This is a genomic window from Quisquiliibacterium sp. (assembly GCF_982640115.1).
Window position 1 is genome coordinate 1 of sequence record NZ_CEXFHW010000093.1, and the last position, 15,269, is coordinate 15,269.

The window sequence follows — 15,269 nt, forward strand, 5'->3', positions numbered from 1 at the left end:
TCCACCGGCCCGCCGAGGAACGGGTGGACGGGCGGGTCTTCGACATGGTGGCGCACCTGGTGCACAAGGACCCCGACGGCCGGCTGGCGGTGGTGGCTGTGCTGCTGGATCGCGGCCAGCCCAACCCGATCATCCAGTCGGTCTGGAACAGCCTGCCGCTGGAACGCAACGAGCCGCTCGCCGGCACGGCGCCGCTCGAGCTCGAGCAGCTGCTGCCGGTGAACCGTGGCTACTACACCTACATGGGCTCGCTCACCACCCCGCCCTGCAGCGAGGGCGTGCTGTGGCTGGTGATGAAGGAGCCGGTGACCGTGTCGACCGAGCAGATCGCGATCTTCTCGCGGCTGTATCCCATGAACGCCCGCCCGCTGCAGCCGATCGGTGACCGGCTGGTGAAGGAGTCGAAGTGATCGAAGACACGGCGATCTTCATCGGCAGGCCGCGGCAGTCGGCGATCCAGCGGCCGGCCCGCCCGCCGCCGCGCGCCAAGGCCACTGACACCCGGTAACGCAACTGAAGTCCAAGGGGACTCTGATCAGATGACCGGTTCCGGAGGGAACCCGAACTTGAAAGGACGATCATGACCCAGATCATCAACACCAATGTGCTGTCGCTGAATGCGCAGCGCAACCTCGCCACCAACGGCACAAGCCTTGCCACCTCGATCAACCGCCTGTCCACCGGCATGCGGGTGAACAGCGCCAAGGACGACGCCGCCGGCCTGGCGATCTCCGAGCGCATGAGCGCCCAGGCCCGTGGCATGGAGATCGCACGGCGCAACGCCAACGACGCGGTCTCGCTCGCCCAGACCGCCGAGGGCGCGCTGGGCAGCATCAACGGCATGCTGCAGCGCATGCGTGAACTCGCCGTGCAGTCGGCCAACGCCACCAACAGCTCCACCGACCGCACCGCCCTGCAGAACGAGTTCAACCAGCTGCAGACCGAGGTCACCCGAACCGCCAACACCACCCGGTTCAACGGCAATCTGATCCTCACCCAGACCACCAGCTTCGACTTCCAGATCGGCTCGAACGCCACCACCAACGACACCATCTCGGTGAGCGCGCTCAATGTGCTGAGCACCACCACCTCGGGCGGCGCCGACATCGGCGCCCTGGCGCGGGCCACCAGCTCCGTGCTGGACATCTCGACCGTGGGCACCCGGGGCTCCAGTGCCAGCGCGACCAACTACTTCTCGTATGCCGCGGTGTCGATGGGCACCGGCGCGCTCGGCGCCGTCGAAGTGCTGGACTTTGCGCTGGCCCAGGTCAACACCGCGCGCTCCACCTTCGGCGCGGTGCAGAACCGCTTCGACGCGGTGATCTCCAACCTGAACATCTCGGTCGAGAATCAGGCCGCCGCACGCAGCCGCATCGTGGACACCGACTACGCCCGCGAGACCGCGAACCTGGCCCGCGCCCAGGTGCTGCAGCAGGCCGGCGTGGCCATGCTCTCGCAGGCCAACGCCGCACCCAACCAGGTGCTGTCACTGCTGCGATAGGCATCGCGCAGCCCCCGGGCCGATTGACGCGGCCCGGGGCCGCGTCTTACCGTGCTGCCACCGCCACGCCCCCGCAGAAGGGGCGGCGCGGCGCCCCCCGCGCCAGCGGGGCGGCATTCAGCCCGGAGACGCCCCCCATGCCCCAAGTCCACCTGCTGGATCGCCATCTCGGCGAGCACTGGCCAGACCTGTCCACGCCCGAGGCGGTACGCGCCCTCGAGGCCATTGCCTTCGACCAGCGCATGGCTGCCGCCAGCACCTACCAGGCGCTGCGCCTGGGCAGCCAGCACGCGCCGCAGCGCCCTGCCCTGCGTCTGCTCGCCAATGCCGACCCCGACGAGGCGCCGGTCGACATCTCGCATCAGGCCTTCTTCGAGGGCGTGACCCGCACTGCCAACGCCCTGCATGCGCTCGGGGTGCGGCCCGGTCTCGCGGTGAGCTTCCTGCTGCCGCTGGTGCCGCAGGCCTTCTGGACCCTGTTCGGCGCGGAGGCCGCGGGCATCTCGAACCCGGTCAATCCGCTGCTCGAACCGCATCAGCTGGTGGAGATCCTGCGCGCGGCCGACACCCGCGTGCTGGTGGCGCTCGGCCCGGTGCCGGGCACCGACACCTGGGACAAGGTGCAGCGCATCCTGCCCGAGCTGCCGCAACTGGCGGCGGTGGTGGTGGTGGGCGCGGCTGGCGTGGCCACGGCCACCCCCGATCAGGCGGGCCAGGTGCGCGCGCCTGGCGAGCCGGTGCCGATCTTCGATTTCGATGCGCTGATCGCCGCGCAGCGCGCTGACGCGCTGATCAGCGGCCGCGACATCCAGCCCGACGAGATCGCGGGCTATTTCCACACCGGCGGCACCACCGGCACGCCCAAGCTGGTGCGCCACACCCATCGCAACCAGGTTTCGCAGGCCTGGGTGATCGGCCTGATCCTGCGCGCCGAACCGGGCGACACCACGCTCTTCGGTCTGCCGCTCTTCCATGTGGGCGGCGCGCTCTCGCAGGCCCTGGCGGGGCTTGCCTGCGGCGGCACGCTGGTGGTGCTCTCGCCCGCCGGCTGGCGCAATCCGGCGGCGCTGCGCAACCTCTGGCGGCTGGTGGCACGGTACCGGCCGCGCACCCTCACCGGCGTGCCCACCGTGCTGGCCGCCGCACTCAGCGTGCCGGTCGACGGCGCCGACCTCTCCAGCCTGGTGCGGGCCACCGGCGGCGGATCGGCGATCCCGGTGGCCGTGGCTCAGACCTACATCGAGCGCTTCAGGCTGCCGGTGCTCGAGGTCTACGGCATGACCGAGACCTCGAGCGTGCACACCATCGGCTATCCCGATCGCCCGGTGAAGGTGGGCTCGGTAGGGCAGGCCCTGCCCTACGCCCGCGTGCGGGTGGTGCGGGTGGACGCCGAGGGCCGCTGCCTGGGCGACTGCGGCACCGACGAGATCGGCGTGGTGGCCATGGCCGGGCCGGGCGTGTTCTCGGGCTACCTCAATCCGGTCCACAACCGGCAGGCCTTCGTCGAACCGGGCTGGGTGAATTCCGGCGACCTCGGTCGACTCGATGCGCAAGGCTATCTCTGGATCACCGGACGCGCGAAAGACCTGGTCATACGCGGCGGTCACAACATCGACCCGCAACCCATCGAAGAGATTCTCTACACCCATCCTGTCGTGGGCCTCGCGGCCATGGTCGGGCGGCCCGATGCCTACGCGGGCGAGCTGCCGGTGGCCTATGTGCAGCCCAAGCCCGGCATGCAACCCGACCCGGGCGAGCTGATCGACTGGGTGCGCGAGCGCACGCCGGAGCGGGCCGCGGTGCCGGTGGCCATCCACCTGATCGACCCGATGCCGCTGACTGGCGTGGGCAAGGTCTTCAAGCCGGCGCTGCGCTGGGACGCCGCCACCCGCGTGGCCAGCGCCATGCTGGCCGACCTGCCGCTGCACGGCGGCGCGCTGTCGGTGGAGACCGGCGCGCACGGCACCCACGGCAGCCTGATCCGGGTTCGGCTGAGCGGGGTGCCTGCGGCGCAGCAGGCGGCGCTCGCGCAGGCCATCGGCGAGCGGCTGGGGCCGCTGCCGATGCGCCATGAGATCGGCTGGGACTGAGCGTCGCGCCGGCGCACCGCAACGCGGCGCGAAACACGCGCCTAGTGAAGCCGCGGCCGCAGCAGCACGTCGTTGCGGTCGACCGAGCCGATCACCGGGCGCACCAGGTCACCGTCGCGCCCGAGGGCGAGCGGCACCCGGGTACCCGCCGGGCCCAGCGCCCAGACCGCGCGCAGGAACTCGGGCAGCGAGGCCACCCGGCGCCCCGCCACCTCGAGGATGAGATCACCCTGGCGCACGCCGGCCCGCTCGGCCGGGCCGCCCTGCGCCGTACCGCCCACCACCAGCTGGCCATCGGCCGTGCCGGCGTACAGCCCCAGCCAGGGCCGCGCCGGCAGGCCGCTGCGGCCGGTCTCGAGCAGGCTGCCCAGGATGGGCTCGAGCAGATCGATGGGCACGGCCATGTTGGCCTGCGCGCGCGACTCGCCGCTGCCCTCCTCGGTGAGCAGCGAGCCCACCCCGATCAGCCGGCCCTGCGCATCGAGCACCGCGGCACCACTCCACTCGGGGTGGGCAGGCGTGGTGAACAGGGCCTGCTCCAGCAGGTACTCCCAGTAGCCGGCGAATTCGCGCCGGGCTGCCAGCCTCGCCTGCAGCGCGTGGCGCCGGCCGCCATGGCCGATGACGAAGACCCGGTCGCCGGGAGCGCTGTCCTGGGCGCGGCCACGCGGCAGCACCGCGGCCTCGAGCCGGCCGAGGGCCCGTACCAGGCCGAAGCCGGTGGCCTGGTCGTAGGCCAGCGGGTAGGCCGGCAGGACAGCACCGCGCTGGGTGGTGATCCACACGCTGCTGGCCTCGGTGATCAGGTAGCCGATGGTGAGGATGGTGCCGTCGGCGCCGATGACGATGCCGTTGCCGCCGCGATCGGTGCCCAGGGTGCCGGCGGTGAAGGCCTCGTCGGGCACCTCGGCGCGCAGCGCGACCATGGCGTCGAGCGCCTGGTCGAGATCGAAGGCCAGCCCCTCGCGCGGCGGCTGCAGGGCTTCGGGGAACGACCAGTCGACATCATCGGCCATCGCCGCTGACTCCGTGGGTGGGTGTTATGTGGAATGCCGGCCGGGAGGGCGCGGGTATAGTCGGACCGGATGGCCTCGAGCACCGAACTTTACCCGCTGCTGCGGCTGGCAGCGAACCTCACGCTCACCACCATCGGCGCCTGCGGCATGTGGACCGCCTCGGTGGTGCTGCCGGCGGTGCAGGCCGAGTTCGGGGTGTCGCGCGCCGATGCCTCGCTGCCCTTCACCCTGCTGATGATCGGCTTCGGCATCGGCAGCGTGCTGGCCGGCAAGCTCAGCGACCGTTTCGGCGTGATGGTGCCCAGCCTGATTGGCGCAGCCTCGCTCGGCACGGGCTTCTGGCTGGCCAGCATCATGCCTTCCATCCTCGGCTACGCCCTGGTGTTCGGGGTGTTCATCGGGCTGATGGGGATCTCGGCGCAGTTCGCGCCGCTGATGACCGACACCTCGATGTGGTTCACCCGCCGGCGGGGCATCGCGGTGGCGATCTGCGCCAGCGGCAACTATGTGGGCGGCGCGATCTGGCCCTCGCTGATCGAGCACTTCGTGCAGGTGGCGGGCTGGCGCCAGACCTTCCAGGGCATGGGCCTGTTCTGCCTGGTGACCATGCTGCCGCTGTGTCTGGTGCTGCGGCGCCGGCCGCCGCCGCAGGCCATGCCGGCCGCGGTGGGCGGTGGGGGCGCGGCCGGCAACCGGCCCTTCGGCCTGTCACCGGGCACGGCGCAACTGCTGATGTGCGCGGCCGGGGTTGCCTGCTGCGTGGCCATGTCCATGCCCCAGGTGCACATCGTGGCCTACTGCGGCGACCTCGGCTACGGCGTGGCGCGGGGCGCGCAGATGCTCTCGATCATGCTGGCCTGCGGGGTGGTGAGCCGGCTGGTATTCGGCCTGATCAGCGATCGCATCGGCGGGCTGAAGACGGTGCTGATCAGCTCGACCCTTCAGATGGTGGCGCTGCTGCTCTACCTGCCCTTCGACTCCCTGATGTCGCTCTATGTGGCCTCGGCGCTCTTCGGCCTGTTCCAGGGCGGCATCATCCCGGCCTATGCGATCGTGGTGCGCGAGCAGTTCCCGCCCGAGGAGGCGGGTACGCGGGTAGGCATCACCCTCACCGCCACCATGGCCGGCATGGCACTGGGCGGCTGGCTGTCGGGCGCCATCTTCGACCTCACCGGCTCGTACCACGCCGCATTCGCCAACGGCGCGTTCTGGAACTTCTTCAACCTGCTGATCATGGGCTGGCTCTTTCGCCGCGTGAGCGCGGCAAGGCGCGCCGCCACCACCCCTCCCGTCCGACCCCAGACCACGCCATGACCGCCAATCCGCGCTGGAAGCAACGACCGCCCGGCTCCAACTGGGGCGACTTCGGCCCCGATGACCAGCAGGGCCGCATGAACCTGATCACACCCGAGAAGGTCCGCCAGGGTGTGGCCGAGGTGCGCGAGGGCATCACCTTCTGCCTGAGCCTGCCGCTCGACTTCCCCGGCGGCAATGTGCTCAATCCGCGCCGCCATCCGCCGGTGGTGCGGCCCACGGTGCGCAACGGCCGACCGAACATGAACTACCGGCTGTTCCAGGACGACCCGGACGCCAGCGATGTCATCAGCGACGACCTGGTGGTCATGCACCTGCAGTACTCCACGCAGTGGGACAGCTTCGCGCATGTCGGCCAGCTCTTCGACGCCGACGGCGACGGATTCCCCGAGCCGGTGTACTACAACGGCTTCAAGCCGGGCGAGCATGTGGTGGGCCCCACCGATGTCGCCGATGCTGGTGTGCCGCAGGGCCTGCTGCCCGCCGGCAGCTCGCAGGCGCGGGCCCTGGGCATCGAGACCATGGCCGAGCATGGCGTGCAGGGCCGCGCGGTCATGATCGACCTGCACGCCCACTTCGGCCGGCGCCACCACGCGGTGGGCTATGACGACCTGATGCGCGTGATGGAGGCCGACCGGGTGGTGGTCGAGACCGGTGACATGGTCTGCCTGCACACCGGCTTCTCGCAGATGCTGCTCGAGATGAACCGGCAGCCCGACGCGCACACCGTCGAGAACAGCTGCACGGCGCTCGACGGCCGCGACCCGAAGCTGCTGCAGTGGATCACCGACAGCGGCCTGTCGGTGCTGATTGCCGACAACTATGCGGTCGAGATGACGCCCTCGCGCAAGGGCCACCTGCTGGGCTGCTGCGCCACGCTGCCGCTGCACGAGCACTGCCTGTTCAAGCTGGGCATCCACCTCGGCGAGATCTGGCATCTCACGCCGCTGGCCGACTGGCTGCGCGCGCACGGCCGCAACCGGTTCCTGCTCACCGCACCGCCCTTGCGCCTGCCCGGCGCGGTGGGGTCGCCGGCCACGCCGATCGCCACGGTGTAGCCCCGGGCACGCCCCGTCGCGCAGGCCCGGTGGAGGGCCCCGGCGCGCAAGCCCGGGGCGGGCCTCAGCGCAAGTCCACCGAGGCCTGGAGGGTGCCGAAGGTCTGGGGCCTGAAGCGGCCCTGGGCCACCGCCTCGGAATCGAACTCCATGGTGCGCCGGACGAGCGCGAAGCGCAGCCGCCAGGCCGGCGTGGGCGCGAGCGTTGCGCCCAGGTGCGCCTCGGCCACCCAGGGCGCGGGCCGCGCCCGCGAGACCGCGCCGTAGAGCGGCCCGTCGATGAAGCGGTCCCAGCCCACGGCACGCACGGCGCCGCCGGCCTGCACCGACCAGCGCCCGCCGGTGTCGAGGCGACCGGTGGCGGCCGATGCTTCCAGCGGCATGGCCGTGCCCGAGAGCCGGTCGCCCAGACGCAGGCTGAGCGCCACCAGCGCCTGACCCTGCAGCGTGCCCAGCGTGCCGCCAGCACGCCCGACCACATCGAGATGCTGGCCGAGCAGCGGCCAGCGCTGCTCGTGGGCGAGCTGCCACTGCACACCCAGGCGCGGGCGCAGCTGGTGGTCCCAGCCCAGGGCCGGCTCCACCCGCAGCACATCGCGATGCCAGCGGGTCTGCACCCATTCGGCAAGCGAGGCGGGGCCGGTCACGCCCACCTGCAGCTCGGCCAGACGGGTCTGGTCGCGCGACTCGATGAGCGCGGCGGCCGACGCGAACAGCCAGCCGGCCATCGGACGGTCATCGGGATCATGGGCGGGCAGACGCCGCTGGTTCTGCATGAACAGGGTCTGGCCGATCGACCAGCGCGCGGTGCGCGTGGCGCCGGCATCGCAGGCCTGCAGCCCGCACCAGGCATCGGCCATGCGGGCCACCGGTCCGTCGGCCAGCGCCGGCCGGAACCAGTGCCCGCGCAGCGACTGGGAGTACCAGCGGTCATGCTTGTTGAGGCCGGCGAACTCGTCGTTGTCCACCTGCACCGACAGGGTCTGGGCGCTGACGCCGGCGGCCGCCAGCGTCAGCAGCAACCCGCTGAGGGCCGCACGCGCGGTCATGCCGCGTCCAGCGCCGCGCCCACCCGCGCGAAGAGCCCGTCGGCCTGCGCACCGTCGATCCAGCGGGCCACGGTGACCGCGCGCCGCTGCGGATCGACCCAGGTGATCGAGCTGCCCGCGCCCACCGCGAAGAAGCTGTCGTGCGGCGCGCTGGGGAAGATCACGCCGTCGCGGTTGAGCCAGATCAGGTAGCCGTAGAAGGGCGCGATCGGGCAGGCCTCGCGCATGCGGGCGATCCAGTCGGACGACAGCACGCGGCGCCCGCCGGCGATGCCGCCCTCGAGCAGCAGCGCGCCCACGCGGGCCTGGTCGAGACTGTCGATGGAGATGCCACCGCCCCAGTGGGTGCCGCCGGGCACCGAGATCATGCGCCGGCCACGCACCGTCACCCAGGCATGGCGATAGCCCTCCCAGCGCCAGCGGTCGCTCGCGCCGATCGGCCGCATGATCGCCTCCGCGAAGACCTCGGGCAGGGGTCGGCCGAACAGGTGCAGCAGCGCCAGCGAGAGCTGGTTGATGCGCACATCGTTGTACTCCCAGTAGCTGCCCGGGGCCTGCAGCGGGCGCGCGTCGCCCTTGCGGCCGGCCGGAGGCACCGGCTGGTACTGCACCGCCCGCCAGCGATCGACCTGCTCGGGCAGGCCGAAGACCGAGCCTTCCCACTCGCTGGTCTGCTGCAGCAACTGGTGCCAGGTGATGGCGGCGTTGTGCCCGCCCTCGAAGCCGATGCCGGGCACACGGCGGATGACCGGCTCGTGCACATCGGGCAGCAGACCGCGGTCATGGGCCACGCCAGCCAGCAGCGCGAGATAGGTCTTGGCCACGCTGAAGGTGAGGTCCACCCGCCAGGGATCGCCCCACTGCGCCAGCACCTGGCCGTCTTGCCAGACCACACCGCTGGCCGGCCCGCGGGCGTGTACCGGGCCGAGCAGCCGGTTGTAGGGCGCCGGATCGGCGCCGTGCACGCCCCAGGTGCCGCTGGGGTCATCGGGATCGCGGGGCCAGGGGCTCTCATGGGCCTGCGCCCAGGCGATCGCCTCCTGGAAGCGCGCCGCGGGCGCGGGCTGCGGGCGGGCGCCGTTCACTTGCGCGCCCGATCGGGGTAGCTGGCGGCCATGCCGTCGCGGACATCCTGCTGGATGCCGTACTGCGGGAACGGATAGCGCAGGCCGTTGCCGCCGAGCGCAGCCATGCCGGCCAGGGCCTTGGGCAGATACTCCGGCGGGATCGCCATGAGCATCTCGTCGTCGAGCACGCCACCGTAGCGGCGCTCGGCGAAGCAGGGAATCGACAGGCTGGGCTGGCGGGTGGACAGCGCCCTGCCCCAGGAATCGGCGCAGGCCGACTCGCCCACCACGCTCCAGTCGAAGCGCTTGTAGCCGCTCCACTGCAGGCCGTTGATGAAGTACATCATCGCGCCCGGCGTGGCGTAGAAGAGCACGATGTCGGGCGGATCGAGCCGACCCGCCGAGAGCGGCGAGACCGCCATCGCCTGGTAGCGGCCCACCGGCACGATGGTCATGGCCGCCTGGTGCGCGGCGGAGTCGGGCTGGGTGGCGTACCAGACCCCGACCATCGACTTGCCGGAGCGCCAGTCCTCGTCCTGCCCGCCCAGGCCGATCACGGCCTTGCACTGCGCGCCCACCAGATCGGCGGCCGTGATGCCCACCGTCCAGCCCAGGCGGGCGGCCTGGCCGACGATCTGGTCGGTGGTGTGCACCGACTTCGGCCGGCGGATGCGCGGAATGGCGGCCATCTCGGCCTCGGTCTCGAACAGCTTCATGCCGAAGGGATTGCTGCGCAGGCGCAGCACGCGCTCGAGCTGGGCGCCAAGGGCGGGCAGGTCGAGCCGCTCGGCGGCGGGGGCATCGGGGGCGGTGGCGGTGCTCATGGGAGTCTCCTGGGCGGATGTGCCCATCGATGGTAGTCCAGCGCGGCGGGGCGCCGGTTCCGCTACTGCTGCGGGCCGATGCGCCGCACCACGGCGGCCATGCTCACCGCGTCGGCCTCGACGAAGCGCGTGAAGGCGGCCGCATCCAGGAACTGGATCGGCGAACCCACAGCGCCCAGGGTGCGCGCCACCCGCTCGTCCTCGGCGGCGCGGCGCGCGGCTTCGCGCAGCCGGGCCAGCACCGGCTCGGGCGTGCCCGCCGGCGCGAACAGGCCGGACCACTGCGAGAAGGCCACGGGCACGCCGAGCTCGCGCAGGCTGGGCACCTCGGGCAGCGCCGCCAGCCGGCCCTCGCCCCAGTGGGCCAGTGCCCGCAAGCGGCCAGCGCGCACATGGGCCACGATGGTGGCCGGCCCGGTGGCCAGGGCATCGACCTGCCCGCCGAGCAGACCGATCACGGCCGGCCCGGCGCCGGTGTAGGGCACATGGACCATGAAGCTGCCGGTGGCCTGCTTGAGCATCTCCATCGGCACATGCATGGTGCCGTAGGTGCCCGACGAGCCGAAGGTGAGCGCGCCCGGTCGCGCGCGGGCATGGGCCAGGAACTCGGCCAGGCTGCGCCAGGGGCTCTCGGCGCGCACCACCAGCACGGTGGGGTCGGCCGTGAAGCGCGCCAGCGGCACGAGCTGGGCCAGCTGGTAGAGCGGGGCGCGGCCGAGCACGCGGTCGGCCTCGGGAATGATGGTCACCGACGAGAGCGCCAGCAGCAGGGTGTGGCCATCGGGCCGGGCACGGGCCACCTGGGCCATGCCGATACCGCCGCCGGCACCGGCCTTGTTCTCGACCACCACCGGCTGGCCGAGCGTGCGCGCGAGGGCCTCGGCCACCGGCCGGGCCACGGTGTCAGCCACGCCCCCCGGCGGGAAGGGCACCACCAGGCTGAGCGGGCGTGACGGCCAGGGCTCATCAGCCACCACCCGCGTGGCGGGCAGGCCTGCCGCGCCGGCCAGCATCAGGGCACGGGCGAGCGTCCGTCGCCGGGGCAGACAGGGGGTGGCGCTGCGCGGGCGGAATCTCATGCGGTCTCCGTGTGGCATCCTCGGACCCGACCCGAGCCGCGCAAGCCGCGCATCGGACCGCTGCCGCGCGTGGCGGCGTCCGGGCAAAGGTAGGATTCGACCACAGAAAGGACGCGTTGATGATCCCCTCCAGCGGCGGCAAGACCCTGGCCCTGAACGACGAGGAACTGGCCCGCCTCGATGAACTGCTCGCCGGCGCCAACGAAGAGGAGTCGATGACGCTCGAGGAGTTCGACGGCTTCACCGCCGCCACCCTGAGCAGCCCGGTGCCGATCGGACCCGACGAACTCCTCGGCGAGATCCTCGGCGCGGCGCCCGAGACCGCCGCCGCAGGCCTGCCACCCGACGATCGCGAGACGCTGATGCGGCTGCTGCGCCGGCATCGCGACCATGTCTCGCAGCAGCTGCACGAGGGCGAGGGCTTCTCGCCGGTGCTGGCCTACGACGAGGCCGGCCGGGTGGATGGCCGCGGCTGGGCGATCGGCTATCTGCGCGGCGTGGGCCTGCGCGCCGATGACTGGACCCCGCTCGACGACGACGACGACTTCGCCGACATCCTTGACCCCATGGTGCGGCTGGCCGACGAGTTCGACCCCGAGACCGGCGAGCTGCGCGAGGCCATCCCGGTGGACGAGCGCGCCGCGCTGGTGGAAGAGATGATCGGCAACGCCATGGATGCGTTCGCCTTCTTCCAGGAGGCGCGCGAGCGGGCGCTGTCACCGGCCACGGTGCGCCGCGACCAGCCCAAGGTGGGCCGCAACGACCCCTGCCCCTGCGGCAGCGGGCGCAAGTACAAGAACTGTCACGGAGGACAATGAGGCATGGCCATCGACTATCAGAAGCTGAAGAACCGGGTCTTCCCGGATGTGGAGCAGACCTACGGCTGGAAGGACTCGGCCCTGTACGCGCTGGGCATCGGCTTCGGCCACGACCCGCTCGACACCCGCCAGCTGCGCTTCGTCTACGAGGACGACATGCTGGCGGTGCCGACCATGCCGGTGGTGCTGGCCACGCCGGGCTTCTGGGTGAAGGAACCCGATTCCGGCGTCGACTGGGTGAAGGTGCTGCACGGCGAGCAGAGCCTGACCGTGCACAAGCCGCTGCCGGTGGCCGGCACGGTGGTGGGCACGCTCAAGGTGACCGGCATCGTCGACAAGGGGCGCGACAAGGGCGCCATCCTCGTGCAGGAGCGCCGCCTCTACGACAAGGCGAGCGGCGATCTGCTCGCCACCCTCGAGGGGCTCACCTTCTGCCGCGGCGATGGCGGCTTCTCCGAGCGCGAGGGCAACGGCCCCAAGGGCGGCGACCCCTCCCCGGCAGCCAAGCCGGCGGTGCCCGAGGGCCCGCCCGACCATGTCCGCGACATGCCGACCATGCCGCAGGCCGCGCTGATCTACCGACTGTGCGCCGACCTCAATCCGCTGCATGCCGACCCCGCCGTGGCCACGGCCGCCGGCTTCAAGGCTCCCATCCTTCACGGCCTGGCGAGCTACGGCGCGGCCGGTCACGCGGTGCTGGCCGCCTGCTGCAACTACGACCCCAGCCGGCTGAAGAGCTTCGGCCTGCGCTTCTCCAGCCCGGTGTATCCCGGCGAGACCCTGCGCGTGGAGATGTGGGTGCGCGGCCAGGATGTGCACTTCCGCGTGAAGGCCATGCCGCGCGATGTGGTCGTGCTCAACAACGGCCTGGCCAAGGTGATCTGACATGGCCGCCACCCGACCCCTCAAGCGCAAGCTCTTCACGGCCGAGCACGAGCAGTTCCGCGACACCGCGCGCCGCTTCTTCGAGCGCGAGATCATGCCCCACCATGAACGCTGGGAGGAGCAGGGCTTCGTCGACCGCGAGGCCTGGCTCAAGGCCGGCGAAGCCGGGCTGCTGTGCATGAGCATGCCCGAGGCCTATGGCGGCGCGGGCGCCGACCGGCTCTACAGCACCGTGCTGATCGAGGAGGCCGCCCGGGTGGGCGCCTCGGGCCCGGGCTTCTCGCTGCACTCCGAGATCGTCTCGCCCTACCTCAACCGCTACGGCACCGAAGCGCAGAAGCAGGCCTGGCTGCCGCGCATGGCGCGCGGCGAGATCATCGGCGCCATCGCCATGACCGAGCCCGGCGCCGGCTCCGACCTGCAGTCGGTGCGCACCACCGCCATCCGCCAGGGCGACCACTACCTGCTCAACGGCTCCAAGACCTACATCACCAACGGCTACAACAGCGACCTGGTGATCGTGGTCGCCAAGACCGATCCCAGCCTGGGCGCCAAGGGCACCAGCCTGCTGCTGGTGCCGGCCGACTCGCCCGGCTTCTCCAAGGGCCGCCGCCTGAAGAAGCTCGGCCTGAAGGCGCAGGACACCTCGGAGCTGTTCTTCGACAATGTGAAGGTGCCTGTCGAGAATCTGCTGGGCCGCGAGGGCGAGGGCTTCATCTGCCTCATGCAGGAACTGCCCTGGGAACGGCTCATGATTGCGCTGCGCGCGGTGGCCGCCGCCGACGCCGCGATCGACTGGACCCTCGAGTACACCCGCAACCGCAAGGCCTTCGGCAAGCCGGTGTTCGACTTCCAGACCACCCGCCACAAGCTCGCCGAGTGCCGCACCCAGGTGCAGGTGGGTCGCGCCTTCGCCGACCAGTGCCTCGAGGCGGTGCTCACCAACGAGCTCGATGTGGCCACCGCGGCCATGGCCAAGTACTGGTGCACCGAGATGCAGTGCAAGGTGGTCGACGAGTGCGTGCAGCTGCACGGCGGCAGCGGCTACATGCTCGAGTACCCGATCACCCGGGCCTACGCCGACGCGCGGGTGCAGCGCATCTACGGCGGCACCAGCGAGATCATGAAGGAAGTGATCGCGCGCACGCTGTAGCGGCGCGCGGGACGGCCTCAGGTGCCGCAGAAGGTGCGGTAGGCGGCAGTCACCTCCGATGGCGCGGGCTCGGCCAGGTGCTCGCGGCCGGGCCGCTCCTCGAAGGGCTCGCGCAGCGCCTGCAGTAGGGCCTGCAGCGGTCCGAGATCATCATGGTCGGAGGCCGCGGCCAGCGCCTCCTCCACCCGATGGTTGCGGGCGATGATCCAGGGGCTGTGCCGACGCATGGCCGCGGCCCGCGCCGCGGCCGCCGCGGGCGAGGTCTGGCCGCCATCGACGACCGCGCAGCGCGCGCGCCAGCGGGCCAGCCAGGGCGCGAGGCTGGCCGGTTCGGCGAAGAGCGCCTGCAGCGGCGCGGCCTGGCCTTCGGCGGCATCGGCCAGCCGGCGCCAGCCCAGGGTGTGATCCACCCGCTGCGATTGCAGCAGCCCCAGCCAGTCATCGAGCAGCGCGAGATCGGCAGGGTCGGCGGCCGTCGCGGGCGCGGGCAGGCCCAGCCGCATCAGCCGCGCGACGCGCAGATGCGCCTCCAGCCAGTCGGGGAAGGCATCGAGCACGGTCATGGCGCGGGCCACCGCCGCATCGGCATCGTCGTCGATCAGCGGCAGCAGGGTCTCGGCGAAGCGGGCGAGGTTCCAGCGCGCGATCACCGGCTGGTTGCGGTAGGCGTAGCGCCCCTGATGGTCGATCGAGCTGAACACCGCCTCGGGCTGATAGGCCTCCAGGAAGGCGCAGGGCCCGTAGTCGATGGTCTCGCCCGACAGGGTCATGTTGTCGGTGTTCATCACGCCGTGGATGAAGCCGACCTCCATCCAGCGCGCCACCAGCGCGGCCTGACGCTGCGCGACCGCGTGCAGCAGCAGGGCATGGCGATCGGGGTCGCCGGCGAGCGCCGGGTCGTGACGGGCGATGGCGTAGTCGGCGAGCTGGCGCACCCGGTCATGCTCGCCGCGGGCCGCGAAGTACTGGAAGGTGCCCACCCGCAGGTGGCTGGCCGCCACGCGGGTGAGCACCGCGCCCGGCAGCACCGACTCGCGCCAGACCGGCTCGCCGGTGGCCGCCACCGCCAGCGCGCGCGTGGTGGGGATGCCCAGCGCGTGCATGGCCTCGCCGATCAGCAGCTCGCGCAGCATGGGGCCCACCGCGGCCTTGCCGTCACCGCGCCGCGAGAAGGGCGTGGGGCCGGAGCCCTTGAAGGCGATGTCGCGGCGCCGGCCCTCGCGATCGACGAGTTCGCCGAGCAGCAGCGCGCGGCCGTCACCGAGCTGCGGCGAGAACCCGCCGAACTGATGCCCGGCATACACCTGCGCGATCGGCTGCGCCCCCGCGGGAAGCGCGTTGCCCGCAAAGAGCGCCGCGCCCGCCGGGCCGGACAGGGCGGCCGGGTCCAGACCGAGCTCCTCGGCAAGCTCGCAA

Annotated in this window: 14 protein-coding genes; 8 read left to right on the plus strand and 6 right to left on the minus strand. The window is 71.8% G+C overall.

The features are described 5' to 3' along the window. From AC2H6A_RS11620 to AC2H6A_RS11630, 3 genes are all read left to right on the plus strand, one after another. Nucleotides 1-410, plus strand: a 410-nt coding sequence (locus AC2H6A_RS11620) for a carbonic anhydrase (protein WP_484273680.1), incomplete at its 5' end; no start/stop codon positions are given. 170 nt (nt 411-580) lie between these two features. After that, nucleotides 581-1,501, plus strand: coding sequence for a flagellin N-terminal helical domain-containing protein (locus tag AC2H6A_RS11625; RefSeq protein WP_484273682.1), 921 nt, complete (start codon nt 581-583; stop codon nt 1,499-1,501). A gap of 137 nt (nt 1,502-1,638) precedes the next feature. After that, a complete protein-coding gene (locus tag AC2H6A_RS11630; RefSeq protein ID WP_484273685.1) occupies nt 1,639-3,591 on the plus strand; it encodes an acyl-CoA synthetase in 1,953 nt (650 codons plus the stop codon). Nucleotides 3,592-3,632: 41 nt separating this feature from the next. Here the strand turns inward: AC2H6A_RS11630 and AC2H6A_RS11635 are convergent, their stop codons facing one another. Then, nucleotides 3,633-4,607: a S1C family serine protease gene (locus AC2H6A_RS11635; protein WP_484273687.1), complete on the minus strand. Its 975-nt coding sequence runs from the start codon at nt 4,605-4,607 to the stop codon at nt 3,633-3,635. A 69-nt stretch (nt 4,608-4,676) separates the two neighbouring features. On the opposite strand from AC2H6A_RS11635, the gene AC2H6A_RS11640 reads away from it, so the two are divergent. Together AC2H6A_RS11640 and AC2H6A_RS11645 are read left to right on the plus strand one after the other, a co-directional pair. Further along, nucleotides 4,677-5,921 (plus strand): MFS transporter, encoded by a 1,245-nt coding sequence (locus tag AC2H6A_RS11640; RefSeq protein ID WP_484273689.1) that lies wholly within the window; start codon nt 4,677-4,679, stop codon nt 5,919-5,921. After that, nucleotides 5,918-6,979, plus strand: a complete 1,062-nt coding sequence (locus tag AC2H6A_RS11645) for a cyclase family protein (RefSeq protein ID WP_484273691.1) — start codon at nt 5,918-5,920, stop codon at nt 6,977-6,979. The genes AC2H6A_RS11640 and AC2H6A_RS11645 overlap by 4 nt, the downstream gene beginning before the upstream one ends. A 64-nt stretch (nt 6,980-7,043) precedes the next feature. Here the strand turns inward: AC2H6A_RS11645 and AC2H6A_RS11650 are convergent, their stop codons facing one another. The 4 genes from AC2H6A_RS11650 to AC2H6A_RS11665 all read right to left on the minus strand — a co-directional run bounded on the left by AC2H6A_RS11650 (nt 7,044) and on the right by AC2H6A_RS11665 (nt 10,997). Beyond that, on the minus strand, nt 7,044-8,027 hold the full coding sequence (locus AC2H6A_RS11650) for a lipid A-modifier LpxR family protein (RefSeq protein ID WP_484273693.1): 984 nt from the start codon (nt 8,025-8,027) through the stop codon (nt 7,044-7,046). After that, nucleotides 8,024-9,112 carry a serine hydrolase domain-containing protein gene (locus AC2H6A_RS11655; protein ID WP_484273695.1) on the minus strand — a complete coding sequence of 363 codons (1,089 nt, stop codon included), beginning with the start codon at nt 9,110-9,112 and terminating at the stop codon, nt 8,024-8,026. The genes AC2H6A_RS11650 and AC2H6A_RS11655 overlap by 4 nt, the downstream gene beginning before the upstream one ends. Beyond that, the gene (locus AC2H6A_RS11660; protein WP_484273697.1) at nt 9,109-9,918 is read right to left on the minus strand and encodes a DUF169 domain-containing protein; all 810 of its coding nucleotides are present in this window, start codon (nt 9,916-9,918) and stop codon (nt 9,109-9,111) included. The genes AC2H6A_RS11655 and AC2H6A_RS11660 overlap by 4 nt, the downstream gene beginning before the upstream one ends. Before the next feature lie 62 nt (nt 9,919-9,980). Continuing rightward, complete coding sequence (locus AC2H6A_RS11665) at nt 9,981-10,997, minus strand: Bug family tripartite tricarboxylate transporter substrate binding protein (protein ID WP_484273699.1); 1,017 nt, start codon at nt 10,995-10,997, stop codon at nt 9,981-9,983. Between the two features lie 119 nt (nt 10,998-11,116). Here AC2H6A_RS11665 and AC2H6A_RS11670 point away from each other — a divergent pair, with 119 nt between their 5' ends. Genes AC2H6A_RS11670 through AC2H6A_RS11680 form a run of 3 tightly spaced genes read left to right on the plus strand, consistent with a single transcriptional unit; the run spans nt 11,117 to nt 13,853 of the window. Further along, complete coding sequence (locus AC2H6A_RS11670) at nt 11,117-11,815, plus strand: UPF0149 family protein (protein ID WP_484273700.1); 699 nt, start codon at nt 11,117-11,119, stop codon at nt 11,813-11,815. Nucleotides 11,816-11,818: 3 nt separating this feature from the next. Continuing rightward, nucleotides 11,819-12,700, plus strand: coding sequence for a MaoC/PaaZ C-terminal domain-containing protein (locus AC2H6A_RS11675; RefSeq protein ID WP_484273702.1), 882 nt, complete (start codon nt 11,819-11,821; stop codon nt 12,698-12,700). A 1-nt stretch (nt 12,701) separates the two neighbouring features. Then, nucleotides 12,702-13,853 (plus strand): acyl-CoA dehydrogenase family protein, encoded by a 1,152-nt coding sequence (locus tag AC2H6A_RS11680; RefSeq protein ID WP_484273704.1) that lies wholly within the window; start codon nt 12,702-12,704, stop codon nt 13,851-13,853. Between the two features lie 17 nt (nt 13,854-13,870). Here the strand turns inward: AC2H6A_RS11680 and AC2H6A_RS11685 are convergent. After that, a partial coding sequence (locus AC2H6A_RS11685) for a protein adenylyltransferase SelO (RefSeq protein WP_484273706.1) occupies nt 13,871-15,269 on the minus strand: 1,399 nt, incomplete at its 5' end.